15 protein-coding genes and 1 tRNA gene are annotated in these 16,971 nt (G+C 43.3%); 15 read left to right on the plus strand and 1 reads right to left on the minus strand.

Features of this window, described 5'->3' with window-relative positions; all coding sequences use genetic code 11:
* The first annotated feature begins 497 nt into the window (after positions 1 to 497).
* The 6 genes from trxB to AAV98_RS09885 all read left to right on the plus strand — a co-directional run bounded on the left by trxB (position 498) and on the right by AAV98_RS09885 (position 6,023).
* A complete protein-coding gene (gene trxB / locus AAV98_RS09860) occupies positions 498 to 1,454 on the plus strand; it encodes a thioredoxin-disulfide reductase (RefSeq protein ID WP_060665398.1) in 957 nt (318 codons plus the stop codon).
* An 862-nt stretch (positions 1,455 to 2,316) separates the two neighbouring features.
* Positions 2,317 to 2,775, plus strand: a complete 459-nt coding sequence (locus AAV98_RS09865; RefSeq protein ID WP_060665399.1) for an 8-oxo-dGTP diphosphatase — start codon at positions 2,317 to 2,319, stop codon at positions 2,773 to 2,775.
* A 27-nt stretch (positions 2,776 to 2,802) separates the two neighbouring features.
* Entirely contained in the window at positions 2,803 to 3,693 is an 891-nt protein-coding gene (gene rapZ, locus AAV98_RS09870; protein WP_060665400.1) for an RNase adapter RapZ, read from the plus strand.
* Positions 3,693 to 4,661, plus strand: a complete 969-nt coding sequence (locus AAV98_RS09875; RefSeq protein ID WP_060665401.1) for a gluconeogenesis factor YvcK family protein — start codon at positions 3,693 to 3,695, stop codon at positions 4,659 to 4,661. Before rapZ ends, AAV98_RS09875 begins: the two co-directional genes overlap by 1 nt.
* A gap of 87 nt (positions 4,662 to 4,748) precedes the next feature.
* Positions 4,749 to 5,693, plus strand: coding sequence for a DNA-binding protein WhiA (gene whiA, locus AAV98_RS09880; RefSeq protein ID WP_060665402.1), 945 nt, complete (start codon positions 4,749 to 4,751; stop codon positions 5,691 to 5,693).
* Between the two features lie 72 nt (positions 5,694 to 5,765).
* Complete coding sequence (locus tag AAV98_RS09885; protein ID WP_060665403.1) at positions 5,766 to 6,023, plus strand: HPr family phosphocarrier protein; 258 nt, start codon at positions 5,766 to 5,768, stop codon at positions 6,021 to 6,023.
* Positions 6,024 to 6,171: 148 nt separating this feature from the next.
* Here AAV98_RS09885 and clpP read toward each other — a convergent pair whose 3' ends face one another.
* Positions 6,172 to 6,756 carry an ATP-dependent Clp endopeptidase proteolytic subunit ClpP gene (clpP, locus tag AAV98_RS09890; RefSeq protein ID WP_060665404.1) on the minus strand — a complete coding sequence of 195 codons (585 nt, stop codon included), beginning with the start codon at positions 6,754 to 6,756 and terminating at the stop codon, positions 6,172 to 6,174.
* A gap of 344 nt (positions 6,757 to 7,100) precedes the next feature.
* Here clpP and AAV98_RS09895 point away from each other — a divergent pair.
* The 9 genes from AAV98_RS09895 (at position 7,101) to eno (ending at position 16,748) form a co-directional block, all read left to right on the plus strand.
* A tRNA-Arg gene (locus tag AAV98_RS09895) sits at positions 7,101 to 7,178 on the plus strand.
* Positions 7,179 to 7,649: 471 nt separating this feature from the next.
* Positions 7,650 to 8,984 (plus strand): RNA polymerase factor sigma-54, encoded by a 1,335-nt coding sequence (gene rpoN / locus AAV98_RS09900; RefSeq protein ID WP_060665405.1) that lies wholly within the window; start codon positions 7,650 to 7,652, stop codon positions 8,982 to 8,984.
* Positions 8,985 to 8,998: 14 nt separating this feature from the next.
* Positions 8,999 to 9,241: a glutaredoxin family protein gene (locus AAV98_RS09905; RefSeq protein ID WP_060665406.1), complete on the plus strand. Its 243-nt coding sequence runs from the start codon at positions 8,999 to 9,001 to the stop codon at positions 9,239 to 9,241.
* A 167-nt stretch (positions 9,242 to 9,408) separates the two neighbouring features.
* Entirely contained in the window at positions 9,409 to 10,428 is a 1,020-nt protein-coding gene (locus tag AAV98_RS09910; RefSeq protein WP_060665407.1) for a sugar-binding transcriptional regulator, read from the plus strand.
* Positions 10,429 to 10,476: 48 nt separating this feature from the next.
* Positions 10,477 to 11,484, plus strand: coding sequence for a type I glyceraldehyde-3-phosphate dehydrogenase (gap, locus tag AAV98_RS09915; RefSeq protein WP_060665408.1), 1,008 nt, complete (start codon positions 10,477 to 10,479; stop codon positions 11,482 to 11,484).
* Between the two features lie 144 nt (positions 11,485 to 11,628).
* The gene (locus AAV98_RS09920; protein WP_060665409.1) at positions 11,629 to 12,813 is read left to right on the plus strand and encodes a phosphoglycerate kinase; all 1,185 of its coding nucleotides are present in this window, start codon (positions 11,629 to 11,631) and stop codon (positions 12,811 to 12,813) included.
* 194 nt (positions 12,814 to 13,007) lie between these two features.
* Positions 13,008 to 13,769, plus strand: coding sequence for a triose-phosphate isomerase (gene tpiA, locus AAV98_RS09925; RefSeq protein WP_060665410.1), 762 nt, complete (start codon positions 13,008 to 13,010; stop codon positions 13,767 to 13,769).
* Positions 13,762 to 15,297, plus strand: coding sequence for a 2,3-bisphosphoglycerate-independent phosphoglycerate mutase (gpmI, locus tag AAV98_RS09930; protein WP_060665411.1), 1,536 nt, complete (start codon positions 13,762 to 13,764; stop codon positions 15,295 to 15,297). The genes tpiA and gpmI overlap by 8 nt, the downstream gene beginning before the upstream one ends.
* 155 nt (positions 15,298 to 15,452) lie before the next feature.
* Positions 15,453 to 16,748, plus strand: coding sequence for a phosphopyruvate hydratase (eno, locus tag AAV98_RS09935; protein ID WP_060665412.1), 1,296 nt, complete (start codon positions 15,453 to 15,455; stop codon positions 16,746 to 16,748).
* Positions 16,749 to 16,971 lie beyond the last annotated feature (223 nt).

Below are 16,971 nucleotides of genomic sequence, written 5' to 3' on the forward strand. Positions count from 1 at the left end.
GAGTGCCAATGACCCCCTGAGCATGTGAAAAAGAAGAAACATTGTCCTCATAGGGAGCGAATGACCCCTGAGCCGCAGAAAAAGAAGAAACATTGTCCTCATAGGGAGCGAATGACCCCCTGAGCATGTGAAAAAGAAGAAACATTGTCCTCATAGGGAGCGAATGACCCCCTGAGCCGCAGAAAAAGAGGAAACATTGTCCTCATAGGGAGCGAATGACCCCCTGAGCCGCAGAAAAAGAAGAAACACCGTCCTCATACAGTGTCTTTGAATCCAACCGATCCTACGTAATAGAAAATGCACTGTCCTTAAAGCTTTCCAAAAGACAAAGACCTCCACCAAACTCCCCATGAGCAAAAAATTGGACGGACAACCACCCTGTTATATAGGATAGTAACTGGGAATACTTTTAAAGGTATTCTGTAAATATATATCTAAAATCGGATGAACATAGTGTTAGCATAAAATGCAACAAAAGAGTTAAAGGAGTGGGCAACATGACAGAAGAAAAAATTTATGATGTGATTATTATAGGAGCTGGACCTGCGGGAATGACATCTGCGGTTTACACATCTCGTGCGAACTTAAGTACATTGATGATCGAGCGCGGGATGCCTGGCGGACAGATGGCAAACACAGAGGAAGTAGAGAACTATCCTGGTTTCGACCATATCCTCGGACCTGAGCTATCAACGAAAATGTTTGAGCATGCGAAGAAATTCGGTGCAGAATATGCATATGGCGATGTAAAAGAAGTTATTGATGGAAAAGAATATAAAACCGTTAACGCTGGAAGCAAGTCTTACAAAGCTCGTACGGTCATTATCACAAGTGGTGCGGAGTACAAAAAAATTGGTGCGCCTGGAGAGAAAGAGCTTGGCGGACGTGGGGTTTCCTACTGTGCAGTATGTGACGGCGCATTTTTCAAAAATAAAGAATTAGTAGTTGTCGGTGGAGGAGACTCTGCTGTAGAAGAAGGTGTTTACCTCACTCGCTTTGCATCTAAAGTGACGATTGTTCACCGTCGTGACGAGCTTCGTGCACAAAAGATTCTTCAGCAACGTGCTTTTGACAACGACAAAATTGACTTTATTTGGAGTCATACTATCAAAGAAATTAACGAAAAAGACGGCAAGGTTGGCAGTGTAACACTTGTCAGCACGAAAGACGGCGAAGAGCAAGAATTCAAAACAGACGGTGTCTTCATCTATGTGGGGATGCTACCTCTGACAAAACCGTTCTTAAACCTTGGGATCACGAACGACATGGGTTACATTGAAACAAATGAGCGCATGGAAACGAAAATTCCTGGTATTTTCGCAGCGGGGGATATCCGTGAGAAAACTCTACGCCAAATTGTTACCGCAACAGGTGACGGAAGCATCGCGGCTCAAAGTGCGCAACATTATGTAGAAGAGCTAGTAGAAGAACTTAAGGCAAACGCAGCGAAATAATGGGCTAAAGGTTTGGGGTGCTAGGTATGTCGAACTATAAAAGAGCATGTCGAAATCTTCCTTTAATCAAAACGTAATTGCGCCTTAACGCATCTGTAACAGCTTTGAAACAATAATCGGTTATTATATAAATAGTAATTGACCCCCTTTTATAAATATAGTTGATGACACGGGTTCCCTTTTTCCCGTGTCCTTTTTTTATGCCTTTTTTTAGAGAGGCACGCTGTATACCCTTGCTTAAACGCCCGAAGCAGATGGAGTATAAGCAGAAAGGTCAAATAGAAGTGTTCTATACGCCTGAAGCAAGTGGTTATCAAGCATAAAGGTCAAATAGAAATAAACGCCCTAAGCAAGTGATCTCCAAGCGTAAAAGTCCTTTAGAAACAAACTCCATATTAAGGTCTCATCCCCCCTCAGCCCATTACAGCTTGTTTACTATACTCAACAGAGCTATGATATACTTAAAAAGTAAAGCGTTTACACACCATTAACCAATTCTGGAATCGATACCTGTTAGAAATCCTGACACACAGTTTGCTAATTTGTAGAACTTTACTGTGTCTTAATCAATACTTTTGCTGTAAAATAAAAATGATACACTTGGCTAGTTTTAAATTTCATACAAATTCACCTATAGATTGTAGTGCATGTTGTGAGACTACTCGAAAATGCTACCGCATTTTTTTCGTGCGATGAATTGCTGCCGAAGTCCTTGTCCTGAGGGAGTTAGCGGTAGGTGGAGTCCCAGCAACGAATTGAGAAGACTCAAGCACCGCCCCTAGGACAGCGAACACCAGGAACGGATATCTATAGGAGTTATTAAAAAAAACAGAATCAGCCAAGCTCAAAAGGGGTTGTAACCATGCAAAGAGTAACAAATTGTGTGCTAGTGAAAGATGACCAAGTGCTACTATTGCAAAAGCCACGTCGTGGATGGTGGGTTGCACCTGGTGGAAAGATGGAGCACGGTGAATCAGTGAAGGATTCGGTTGTGCGCGAATATCGAGAAGAAACAGGTATTTACTTAAAAAATCCTGCCCTGAAGGGTGTTTTTACATTTGTGATAAAAGAAGGCAAGGATATTGTCTCTGAATGGATGATGTTCACATTTCTTGCAACGGAATACGACGGACAGAATGTAAAGGAATCAGAAGAAGGGATAATCGAGTGGCATAAGCAGGAAGACATCGCAAAACTACCGATGGCACCAGGCGATTTTCATATTCTTGATTACCTTATAAAAGGATCAGGGATGATTTTCGGGACGTTTACTTATACCCCGGACTTTGAACTGTTGTCCTACCGTCTTGATCCAAACTGATTAGACAAAAAAGGGAGTGGAAGAAACATGAGTACAGGTACGAGCAGTGATGTAGAATTAGTCATTATCACTGGTATGAGTGGAGCAGGAAAAACAGTGGCCATTCAAGCTTTAGAGGATCTGGGATTTTTCTGTGTGGATAATTTGCCGCCGACTTTGCTTCCAAAATTTTTGGAGCTGATGGAAGAGTCGGGCAATAAAATGAATAAAGTGGCGTTAGTAATGGATTTACGCGGACGTGAATTTTTTGACAGTCTATTTGAAGCGCTGGATGATATTTCTGAATTGTCTTGGGTAACTCCGCAAATATTATTCCTTGATGCGAAGGATTCTGTCCTAGTAACTCGTTATAAAGAGACACGAAGAGCGCATCCATTGGCGAAATCAGGCCTGCCACTTGAAGGAATCGAACATGAGCGCGAGTTGTTAGAAGAGTTAAAGGGCCGTGCCCAACTGATCTTGGACACTTCCAACTTAAAGCCACGTGAACTTAGAGAGAAAATCCTCAAACAATTTGCCACACACTCCAAACAAACTTTTAAATTGAATGTCGTTTCCTTCGGTTTTAAATATGGACTTCCTATAGATGCAGATCTTGTGTTTGATGTACGCTTCTTACCAAATCCCCATTACATTGACCATATGAGACCGATGACAGGGCTTGATGAAGAGGTTTCTTCCTATGTGTTGAAGTGGTCGGAAACGCAGAAGTTTGTAGAAAAGCTTACGGATTTGTTGACCTTTATGCTACCTTACTACAAGCGAGAAGGGAAGAGTCAGCTCGTCCTTGCAATCGGGTGTACGGGAGGGCAACACCGTTCTGTGACCTTGGCTGAGTATTTTGCTAAGCATTTCAAGACTGAGTATGATACACTCCTAACACATCGAGATATTGAGAAACGAAAGGGCAAACACTAATGAGACGTCAAAAAGTACCTAAGATTGTCATCATAGGTGGGGGAACCGGGCTGCCTGTTTTACTCAGGGGCCTCAAGCACTATGATGTGGATATAACTGCAGTGGTCACAGTTGCCGACGATGGAGGAAGCTCGGGGAGATTGCGCGATGAATTGCACATCCCACCTCCTGGAGATGTCCGAAATGTGCTTGCTGCCTTATCGGATGTGGAGCCTTTGATTGAAGATCTCTTCCAGCACCGTTTTGCAACAGGCAACGGGCTTTCAGGACACTCACTCGGTAACCTCTTGCTTGCAGCGATGACTACCATAACAGGTGACTTTGTCCATGCCATTCGTGAGATGAGCAAAGTGTTGAACGTTCGAGGGAAGGTTCTACCTGCCGCTAACCAAAGTGTTATTTTACATGCGGAAATGGAAGACGGATCCATTGTTACGGGAGAATCCAAGATTCCGGCCAACGGGCAGAGAATAAAGCGGGTGTTTCTTACCCCCGATAAAGTGGAGCCTTTGCAGGAATCAGTGGATGAAATAGAAAAAGCGGATCTAATTATTGTAGGACCAGGAAGTCTCTACACAAGCATTCTTCCAAATCTGCTAGTACCAAAAATAGGAGAGGCTGTGTGTAACGCACACGCTAAAAAAGTGTATATATGTAATGTGATGACCCAAGCCGGTGAAACGCTTGAATACACGGCAAGTGATCATGTTAAAGCACTCTATGACCATCTAGGTTGCCGCTTCATGGATACCATTCTTGTTAATGAAGAAGATATTCCTGAAGAAATAGCCGTTCGCTATAAAAAAGAACTTGCTACACCTGTCGTGTATGATATTGCTGCTTTATCTAATTTGGGACTAGAAATCGTTCATGATAAAATTATCCGATACGATGATGGAGTGATTCGTCACGATACCCAAAAAGTAGCGGCATTATTGTACTCCATGATAAAACTGGACGAAAACTAAATGCAAACGGATGCATTGCTGGTGGTAAGGGGATAATGTTTGAACACCTCGCATACACCTAGTACATTCACAATGGAGGTGAACACAATGTCCTACGCTTCTGAAACGAAAAAAGAGTTAACGACCATAGAAACAAAAGATTGTTGCGTTAAGGCGGAACTTGCGGCACTGATCCGAATGAACGGGTCTTTATCCTTTTCCAATCGTAAACTGATCTTAGATATACAAACTGAAAACGCAGCTATTGCCCGCAGAATCTATACGTTAACAAAAAGGATTTATGATGTGCGCGTCGAATTGCTTGTACGAAAGAAGATGAGATTAAAAAAGAATAACGTCTATATCGTTCGTTATGCCGAGCAAGCACATTATATCTTGGATGAGTTAAAAATCTTGAAGGATGGTTTCACCTTCGTTCGTGACATATCAGAAGAGCTGATCAGCAAAAAATGCTGCAAGCGATCTTATTTGCGAGGTGCCTTTTTGGCAGGCGGTTCGGTGAATAATCCGGAAACATCATCTTATCATCTTGAAATCTTTTCTCTCTATCATGAACATAACGAATCACTATGTGAATTGATGAATATGTTTCACTTAAACAGTAAAACATTAGAACGGAAAAAGGGCTATATCACCTATTTGAAAGAGGCCGAAAAAATTGCTGAATTCTTAAGCATCATTGGTGCCCACCAAGCTTTGCTGAAGTTCGAGGACATCCGAATTGTGCGTGATATGCGTAACTCGGTTAATCGCCTCGTGAACTGTGAAACTGCCAACCTCAACAAAACGATTGGTGCCGCAATCCGCCAGGTGGAAAATATCCGCTTCATCGATAGCACAGTCGGGCTTAGTATCTTGCCTGACAAGCTACGTGAAATTGCGGAACTGCGCGTCACCTACCAAGATGTAACATTGAAAGAGCTTGGAGAAATGGTGTCGAGCGGTACGATCAGCAAATCCGGTATCAATCACCGACTACGAAAAATAGATGAGATTGCCGATAAACTTCGAGCAGGGGAATCTGTTAAATAAGACTGGTGAGAGTCACTTCGTTTCAAGTTGACTCCATCCAGCAACTATACATTAGATAGAGGAGGAATAATAATGGTACAAAAACAAGTGGATGTTCGTTTGAAAACGGGATTACAAGCACGCCCGGCAGCACTTTTCGTTCAAGAAGCCAACCGCTTCTCAAGTGAGGTTTTCTTAGAAAAGGACGGGAAAAAGGTAAATGCGAAAAGTATTATGGGCTTGATGAGCTTAGCTATTAGCACTGGTGCTACGATTACATTGATTGCTGACGGTCATGATGAAGAGGATGCAATTGCTGCGTTAGCAGATTACGTACAACAAGAGAACTAAAAAACCGGGTCTCCCCTTGATGGGAACCCGGTTTTGTTTATGTGTCTGTTAAAACTCGCTGTTGCATTACGCAAAATGTTTCGCTTTCCGCGGGGCGGCCTTGAGCCAGAAGTTTTCACATTTTGCTCCAATCAACAGTTGAAAATGATTAGTTGTTGTTTCTAATTACTTTGTCGATTAGTCCGTATTCTAGTGCACGATCAGCAGTCATGAAGTTGTCGCGGTCAGTGTCGCGTGAAATCACTTCGATTGGCTGGCCAGTTTGCTCGGATAAAATCGTGTTCAATTTTTCACGTAGGAACAAGATGCGTTTAGCCGCAATCTCAATTTCCGTAGCTTGACCTTGTGCTCCACCAAGTGGTTGGTGAATCATCACTTCACTGTTAGGTAGTGCGAAACGCTTGCCTTTAGCTCCAGCTGCAAGCAAGAATGCTCCCATGGAAGCCGCCATACCCACACACATTGTGCTGACATTTGGCTTAATGAAGTTCATTGTATCGTAGATAGCCATACCCGCAGTGATGGAACCACCTGGGCTGTTGATATAAAGAGAAATATCTTTATCAGGATCTTCCGCTGCCAAGAATAGAAGCTGAGAAACAATGGAGTTAGCCACATTGTCATCAATCGCACTTCCAAGCATGATGATACGGTCCTTTAATAGACGGGAGTAAATATCGTACGCGCGCTCCCCACGACTTGTTTGTTCAATAACTGTAGGAATTAAGTTCATCTCACTTTTCCTCCTTAAAATTTAAATTTTCTATCGACATAGACTCCTATGTAAAAATGGGAAAACCTTCAGTGAGCCTATACCAATTAGTAAGTATTACTAAATCTTTATGTACTTTTATCATACATACAAGGTCAAGAATGGTCAAATAAAAACCATCGCAAATACCCCCATTTTTCCCCATGTAATAATCATATCCAGTATGAGGTGGGATTAAACTTTAAACTGTGATACCAAACACTTTATAATAAAAGTATATGTCTATGCTGATGCGACTTCTTATTGCCTGACTCTCGACAATTGGTGTATAATTTGGTATATTAGTAAAGTTCCATTTGCAACGTGCGCTCGTAGCTCAGGGGATAGAGCGGTGGTTTCCGGTACCGCGTCATGCGGGGGTTCGAATCCCTCCGAGCGCGCCATTAAATAATTGGAAAAACTTACGTTTGATACATAATCAACAACCATGCTAAAGTATTACTTGTAACGGACAAGCGCCGTTATCTCATATTATCTACTCACCCAGTGTCGGCACACTGGGTTTTTATTTTGCCAAAATTAAGAGGGGATGCCTTTTGTCCTCAAAGGAAACGGAAAATATTTCAGATCTAACGGAAAATAAATCTCGTTCAGCCCCTCCACAAGCAAATCTCCACACCAACTTTATCCAAAAAATAGTATGACAACCAAAACACCATAATAAAATAGAAATAGACAGCTAGCACCGTCAGCTTATACCATATGCTTCGACATAAATGGAGAAAATCCTGCAGGGGTCTGACCCCCAAAAGTGAATTTTAGGAAGATTTTAAAAGCTTACAAGTTCTAAAAAGTCATGTAGAATATAGGTAGAGACAGGAATTATTAAGTTTGGCCGGAGGAGGGTTGGATGTATGAAGCAGTCAGTTGGTTTGTATCAGGAGCAGTCGTTGAGGCTTGCGATGACGCAGGAGTTGAAGCAAGCGATAACGTTGTTGCAGTATTCGACATTGGAGCTGGTGGATTTCCTGAAGGAGCAGTCGCTCGAGAACCCGCTTATGGATCTGAAAGAACCCACCGTCCATAGGGAACTAGCTTCTTCCCGCGTGCAACGCTTAAAACCAAAGAAAATCGGAACGACCACCACACAGACCTTTTCCATTGAAAATTTCAGTAAGCATGGAGAAACGTTACATCAATATATTGAACAACAATTGCTGGACACTCCTCTGACAACCGAAGAAAAACAACTTGCAAAGCGCATCATCGAATACATGGATGAGAATGGCTATATACAAGAAGAGCCCATTGCAGTTGCTGAACAGCTAAAAACAACAACAGTAACCGTCACCAAAATTCTAACCACCATTAAGCAGTTAGAACCGGCAGGAATAGGAGCACGCAATCTCCAGGAATGCCTTTTGCTTCAACTAAAAAGGAAATCATCCCAAAATGAGCTTGCAGAAGCTATTTTAGAAAATGATTTCATCCTTTTTGCAGAAAAAGCGTGGAAGACTCTCTCAAAGAAATATGAGATCAGCCTAAAAGAAATTCAGACGATTCATGATGAAATTGTCAAACTGAACCCTCGACCAGGGAACAGGTATGAAACCATAGAAAAACCTAAATACATTACCCCGGACCTAATCGTCCAAAGGCACCAAAATCATTTTATCGTGTCATTAAACGAAGAAATCATCCCACAAGTTAAAATAAATAAGCGGTATGAGTCAGCCCTTAAACGGAAGAATGAATTGGAATCCTACTTGCAAGAAAAGATGCAACAATGCCAATGGATTGTCAAATCTATGGAGCACCGCAAACACACACTCGTCAAAGTGATGGAAGAGATACTACGTACCCAGCAATCTTTCTTTCTCAATGGACCATCATTTTTGAAACCGTTAACATTAAAGGATATCTCTACAAGGCTAGACATCCATGAGTCTACGGTTAGCCGGGCGACAAAGGAAAAGTATGTTCAGACGCCATATGGATTGTTTGAATTGAAGTATTTCTTTAGCCAGAGCCTTACAGGCAGGCATGATGAAGAGAAATCAACCAAGCAGGTGCAGCAGTTGGTAGAAGAACTGATCAAAATGGAAGACAAACAGAAACCTCTATCGGATCAACAACTGACAAACATCCTGCAAAAGCAGTATCATATAACCATCTCCAGAAGAACCGTTGCAAAATATAGAGATATATTAAACATTCCCGGGTCTTCGATGAGAAAAAGGTATGATTAGAAAGGCGATGCAAAATGAACATACAATTTTACACAAAAGTGGATTGCCCGCTTTGCGATAAAGCGAAAGCAAAACTTAATGAGTTGCAATCCGAAATAGATTTTACCATAGAGGAATTTGATATTTATAAAGATGACACACTACTAGAAAAATATCAGTTGATGATTCCTGTAGTGGAACATGAGGGAGAAATGCTTTCCTATGGTCAAGTGGACAAAGAAACAGTAAGAAAGCGTTTACTTGAAAAAATCCGCTAAACCCTAGTTGCATAAGGGTTTCACCTTTGTTACAATCAACTTGTAGCAAGGGTGATTTTTTTTACCGCTACTGGGACATAATATGTCACAGTGGGACATTTAAGGTCCAGAAGGCAGATTATATTTTGTCCATCAGGTAAAATACACACTCTGAAGGGGAAGCTATAATGAATCAAATTATTGAAGTACAAAAGAAATTGTTACCTGATCTTCTTTCCATTATGCAGAAGCGATACGAAATCCTGAGATACATAAGGTTGATGCAGCCGATTGGAAGAAGAAGTTTGTCAGGCAGTCTAGGTTTGAGTGAGCGGGTGCTGAGAGGGGAAGTTGATTTTCTTAAAGCGCAGAACCTGATTCACGTTAGTGTTGCCGGCATGACACTGACGAAAGAAGGGGAATACCTCATTAAAGACCTGGAAGAAGTTATGAAAGAAGTTTCCGGTTTAAAGCAACTAGAAGCGGGAATAGAAGAAAAGTTAGGGATTACAAAAGTTGTCGTGGTTCCGGGTGACAGTGACCAATCCCCTTGGGTGAAAAAGGAACTCGGTCGCGCATGTGTATCCGCAATGCGAGAACGATTCCATGACGAAAATGTCATTGCCGTAGCCGGTGGAACGACTGTTTCCTCTGTAGCGGAAATGATGACTCCCGACACAAAAAACCGTAATCTGTTGTTTGTCCCAGCTCGAGGCGGTCTTGGCGAAAAGGTCCAAAATCAGTCGAACACCATTTGTGCCACCATGGCAGAAAAGGCATCTGGCGACTACAGGCTCTTGCATATCCCAGATTCGTTGAGTCATGAATCTTACCAGTCGATGATTGAGGAACCTTCTATAAAAGAAGTAATTTCTCTCATCAAAAATTCTAGTATGGTTATTCATGGAATTGGAGACGCTAAAACAATGGCAGAGCGCCGTAAAACAGCGCCGGAAAACATGCGCAAGATCGAACAAAGCTATGCGGTAGCTGAAGCTTTCGGGTACTATTTCAACGAGGCCGGAGAAGTAGTGCATAAAGTTCAGACAGTTGGAATGCAACTCGCAGATTTGGAAAAGATAGAATGTGTGATTGCAGTAGCCGGCGGCGCCTCAAAGGCAAAAGCGATTCAAGCGTATCTAAAAAAAGCTCCCCACACCATCCTCATTACGGATGAAGGAGCAGCAAAAGAGTTAATTAGGGAGTAACATCCCTTCTATAAAAAATTTCTTAGAAAAACTAAGGAGGAAATGAACATGGCAGTAAAGATTGGTATTAACGGATTTGGACGTATTGGACGTAACGTATTCCGCGCAGCATTAAAAAACAACGACGTAGAAGTGGTAGCAGTTAACGACTTAACAGACGCTAACATGCTTGCACATCTTTTAAAATATGACAGCGTACACGGCAAATTAGCTGCTGACGTAAAAGTTGACGGAGACAACCTAGTTGTTGACGGCAAAACAATCAAAGTTACAGCTGAGCGCGACCCAGCGAAATTATCTTGGGGTGAGCTTGGAGTAGAAGTAGTAGTAGAATCTACTGGTTTCTTCACAAAGCGTGCAGACGCTGCGAAACACTTAGAAGCTGGAGCGAAGAAAGTAATCATCTCCGCACCTGCATCTGATGAAGATATCACAATCGTAATGGGTGTTAACGAAGACAAGTACGATGCAGCTAACCACAACGTAATCTCTAATGCATCTTGTACGACTAACTGCTTGGCGCCATTCGCGAAAGTATTGAACGACAAGTTCGGTATCAAACGTGGAATGATGACAACTGTTCACTCTTACACAAATGACCAACAAATCTTAGACTTGCCACACAAAGACTACCGTCGTGCGCGTGCAGCAGCTGAGAACATCATCCCTACAACTACTGGAGCTGCAAAAGCAGTATCTCTAGTATTACCTGAACTAAAAGGTAAATTAAACGGTGGAGCAATGCGTGTTCCAACTCCAAACGTTTCTCTAGTTGACCTTGTAGCTGAGCTTGACAAAGATGTAACTGCTGAAGAAGTAAACGCAGCATTCAAAGCAGCAGCTGAAGGCGAATTACAAGGAATTCTTGGGTACTCTGAAGAGCCACTAGTATCTGGTGACTACAATGGTAACCCTGAGTCTTCTACAATCGACGCATTATCTACAATGGTAATGGAAGGCAACATGGTTAAAGTAATCTCTTGGTATGACAACGAGAGCGGATACTCTCACCGTGTAGTAGACCTAGCGAAATACATCGCTGCTAAAGGACTATAATTTTTCCAAGCAATAGATATTGCTTGGATAAACCTTATCAGCATTCTATAATAAGACATGTGAAGTAGAGGGGGATTGGGGAACACACCCCTCCCTCTTTTCATGTTTTCAAAACAAATTTCCTTTTAAGGGAGGCCGTTCAAGATGAACAAGAAAAGTATTCGTGACATCGACGTGAAAGGCAAACGCGTATTTTGCCGTGTGGACTTTAACGTACCGATGAAGGACGGACAAGTAACAGACGAAACACGTATCCGTGCAGCATTGCCAACAATCAAGCACTTAGTGGATAACGGCGCGAAAGTCTTACTTGCAAGCCACTTAGGACGTCCAAAAGGGCAAGTAGTCGAAGAGCTTCGCTTAAACGCGGTTGCAGCTCGTCTACAAGAGCTTCTTGGAAAAGATGTAAAAAAAGCGGATGAAGCTTACGGAGATTCCGTAAAAGCCATCGTTAACGACATGAGCGAGGGAGACGTTCTTTTACTTGAAAATGTTCGTTTCTACCCTGGTGAAGAGAAAAACGATCCAGAACTTGCAAAGGCGTTTGCTGAGCTTGCAGATGTGTATGTAAATGACGCATTCGGCGCAGCTCACCGTGCACATGCTTCCACAGAAGGTATTGCCCAGCACTTACCGGCAGTAGCAGGCCTCTTAATGGAAAAAGAATTAGAAGTATTAGGAAAAGCCCTTTCCAACCCTGAGCGCCCATTCACGGCAATCATCGGTGGAGCTAAGGTTAAAGATAAAATCGGTGTCATCGAAAATCTTCTAAACAAAGTGGACAACCTGATCATCGGCGGTGGACTTGCTTACACGTTCATCAAAGCAAAAGGCTATGATGTAGGAAAATCCTTATTGGAAGAAGATAAAATCGACCTTGCTAAATCTTTCATGGAGCAAGCAAAAGAAAAAGGCGTGAACATGTACATGCCTGTGGATGTTGTTGTGGCAGATGATTTCTCCAACGACGCAAACACACAAATCGTACCTGTTGAAGAAATTCCAAGCGACTGGGAAGGCCTTGATTGCGGACCTAAATCCCGTGAAATCTACGCGGATGTAATCAAAAACTCCAAGCTAGTTATCTGGAATGGACCAATGGGAGTATTCGAACTTGATGCATTTGCTGGCGGAACAAAAGCAGTAGGTGAAGCCCTAGCAGAAGCTACCGATACATACTCTGTCATCGGTGGAGGAGACTCTGCGGCTGCTGTTGAAAAATTCAACCTCGCAGACAAAATGAGCCATATCTCAACTGGTGGAGGCGCATCCCTAGAATTCATGGAAGGCAAAGAACTTCCAGGAGTAGTAGCGCTAAACGATAAATAATTTCTGTACTATAAAGTTTCTAGCTGGTGATTGGAGCAAATGCGTAGACTCCAGCGGGGGAGTAGCGACATTGTTGAGACCCCGCAACGAAGTGAGGAGGCTCAAGGTCGCCCCGCGGAAAGCGAAGCCATTTGCGGAAATCAACAGCGGAGTAACGGAAACTTTACAACCCCAACCCCGAAAGGATGGATACCATGCGTAAACCAATTATTGCTGGTAACTGGAAAATGCACAAAACACTCTCCGAAGCAACAAGCTTCGTAGAAGAGGTAAAAGGACTAGTTCCTGCTGCTGACAAAATAGACGCAGTAGTATGTGCACCAGCTCTTTTCCTAGAGCGACTTGTTTCAAACACAGAAGGCCGCGACCTTAAAATCGGTGCCCAAAACATGCACTTCGAAGACAGCGGAGCATTCACAGGCGAAGTGAGCCCTGTTGCGCTAAAAGACATCGGTGTATCTTATGTAGTTTTAGGTCACTCCGAGCGCCGCGAAATGTTTGCTGAAACAGACGAAACGGTTAATAAGAAAACTCTTGCAGCATTCAAACACGGATTAACTCCGATCGTATGCTGCGGGGAAACACTAGAAGAACGTGAGTCGGGCAAAACAAACGACATCGTTGGAAACCAAGTGAAGAAAGCTCTAACAGGCTTAACTTCAGATCAAGTTAAAACGACGGTTGTTGCTTACGAGCCAATCTGGGCGATCGGAACAGGAAAATCTTCCACAGCGGAAGATGCAAACGAAGTGTGTGCGCACATCCGTAGCGTGATCGCTTTTGAATATGATCAAGCTGCAGCAGACGCAGTGCGTATCCAGTACGGCGGATCTGTAAAACCTGGAAACATTGCAGACTACATGGCTCAATCTGATATCGATGGAGCACTTGTAGGTGGAGCAAGCCTTGAGCACCAATCTTTCTTACAGCTTTTGGAGGCAGGTAAGAATGACTAAAAAACCAGTAGCACTAATCATCTTAGACGGTTTTGCGATGCGCGGCGAAACAACCGGTAATGCGGTAGCGCAAGCAAACAAACCTAACTTTGATAAATTTTGGAGCACATACCCTCACGCGCAGTTGACTGCAAGCGGAGAAGCGGTAGGACTTCCAGAAGGGCAAATGGGTAACTCAGAAGTAGGCCATTTAAACATCGGAGCCGGCCGAATTGTGTACCAAAGTTTGACACGTGTGAATGTGGCAATTCGCGAAGGCGACTTTTACGAAAATGAAACGTTCCTAAATGCAATCAAGCATGCAAAAGAAAAAGGAACCAACCTTCACCTGTTCGGTTTGCTTTCAGATGGAGGCGTTCATAGTCACATCCAGCACCTTTTCGCTCTCTTAAAGCTTGCGAAAAGAGAAGGCTTGGATCGTGTGTATATTCACGGTTTCCTTGATGGTCGTGATGTTGCACCGAAATCTGCTCCAGAATTCATTGAGCAATTGAACGAGCAACTTCTAGATCTTGGAGTAGGCGAAATTGCAACTATTTCTGGCCGTTATTATTCCATGGACCGTGACAAGCGTTGGGATCGCGTAGAGAAGTCTTACCGTGCGATGGTGTACGGTGAAGGCCCTACGTATAACGACGCAATGGAGTGTATCAATGACTCCTACAACAACGGAATCTTTGATGAGTTCGTCATTCCATCTGTTATGACAAAAGAAGATGGCAGCCCTGTTGCAACGATTCAGGACGAAGACGCTGTTATTTTCTATAACTTCCGTCCGGACCGTGCCATCCAGATTTCTAACACATTCACCAATTCTGACTTCCGCGCATTTGAACGTGGGCCAGAACATCCGACCAACCTTCAGTTCGTATGTTTAACTCACTTCAGTGAAACGGTGGATGGATATGTAGCCTTCAAACCAGTAGGAATGGACAACACTTTGGGCGAAGTGTTATCCCAAAAAGGCTTGAACCAGCTTCGTATCGCGGAGACGGAAAAATACCCGCACGTTACGTTCTTCATGAGCGGTGGACGTGAGGAAGCTTACCCTGGAGAAGAAAGAATATTAATTAATTCTCCTAAGGTAGCAACTTATGACTTACAACCTGAAATGAGTGCGTATGAAGTAACCGACGCTCTTTTAGCAGAAATAGCTGCAGATAAACACGATGCGATCATCCTTAACTTCGCAAACCCTGATATGGTTGGGCATTCCGGAATGCTTGAACCAACAATTAAGGCAGTGGAAGTAACAGATGAGTGCTTAGGGAAGGTAGTCAACGCCATCTTAGAAAAAGACGGAGTTGCCATCATCACGGCAGACCATGGGAACGCTGACGAAGTTGTAACGACAGAAGGCAACCCAATGACTGCCCACACCACCAACCCGGTACCAGTTATCGTTACGAAAAATGGTGTAGAACTCCGCGACGGCGGAATCCTTGGTGACCTAGCCCCAACTGTGCTAGACTTACTAGGGGTGGACAAACCATCCGAAATGACAGGTAGTTCTTTAATCAAAAAGTAATAGCTGATTTCTAGCTATCGATCGAAGTGTAGGGTGTGAGACTCAAGCGGGCTCAAGCACCGTCCCACGGAAAGCGAACACCTGAAACGGAGATCTATAGCGATGTAAAAGCAGTAGCCATGTAAATATTTCAAATCAAAAGGAGAGTTACAAATATGCCAATTATCTCTGACGTTTACGCACGCGAAGTCCTAGACTCCCGTGGTAACCCAACAATCGAAGTAGAAGTATACACAGAATCCGGAGCTTTCGGACGCGCATTAGTACCAAGTGGAGCATCTACAGGTGAATACGAAGCAGTAGAACTTCGCGACGGCGACAAGTCCCGCTACCTTGGAAAAGGTGTTCAAAAAGCAGTAGAAAACGTGAACGAAATCATCGCTCCTGAACTAGTAGGTCTTTTCGACGTACTTGAGCAAGTAGCAATTGACGAAGCGTTAATCGACCTTGACGGAACAGAAAACAAAGGAAAATTAGGTGCTAACGCAATCCTTGGTGTATCCATGGCAGTAGCGCGTGCAGCAGCTGACTTCCTTCAAATTCCTTTATACCAACACCTTGGTGGATTCAACTCCAAAACTCTTCCAGTACCAATGATGAACATCATCAACGGTGGAGAGCACGCGGACAACAACGTGGACATCCAAGAATTCATGGTAATGCCTGTTGGAGCTGAAAACTTCAAAGAAGCTCTACGTATGGGCGCTGAAATCTTCCACGCACTTAAATCAGTATTAAGCGCTAAAGGCTTAAACACTGCTGTAGGTGACGAAGGCGGATTCGCTCCAAACCTAGGATCTAACGAAGAAGCACTTCAAACAATCATTGAAGCAATCGAAAAAGCTGGCTACAAACCAGGCGAGCAAGTAATGCTTGCTATGGACGCTGCGGCTTCTGAGTTCTACAACAAAGAAGATGGCAAATACCACCTTAAAGGGGAAGGCGTTGTTTACACTTCTGCTGAAATGGTGGACTTCTACGAGAAGATGGCGGACAAGTACCCAATTATCTCTATCGAAGACGGCCTAGACGAGAACGACTGGGAAGGATTCAAACTATTAACTGAGCGCATTGGAAACAAAGTTCAATTAGTTGGAGACGACCTATTCGTAACAAACACAAAGAAATTAGCTGAAGGTATCGAGCGCAAAATCGGTAACTCCATCCTAATTAAAGTGAACCAAATCGGTACACTTACAGAAACGTTCGAAGCAATCGAAATGGCTAAACGCGCAGGCTACACTGCAGTAATCTCTCACCGCTCTGGTGAAACAGAAGACAGCACAATCGCTGACATCGCAGTAGCAACAAACGCTGGTCAAATCAAAACAGGTGCACCATCCCGTACAGACCGCGTAGCTAAATACAACCAACTTCTTCGCATTGAAGACCAACTTGGTGACACAGCTCGCTACGACGGCTTACGTTCTTTCTACAACTTGAAGAAGTAATTTCTTCTACATGAGGACCCGACTTCGGTTGGGTTCTTTTTTAGGTTCATATAATTTACAAGCTGTGGATTGGAGCAAATTCGTCCCGCGGAAAGCGAAGCTATTTGCGGAAAGAAACAGCGGTAGCTAAGAGGGATTGTCTACCTCTCATTTCCTCTTGTCCACCTTGTCATAATGTGGTACATTTAATATAATCACATATGTACGTTCCGCAGGAGGTGTA

This window comes from Bacillus sp. CHD6a (assembly GCF_001293645.1).
GTDB lineage: Bacteria > Bacillota > Bacilli > Bacillales > Bacillaceae_I > Sutcliffiella_A.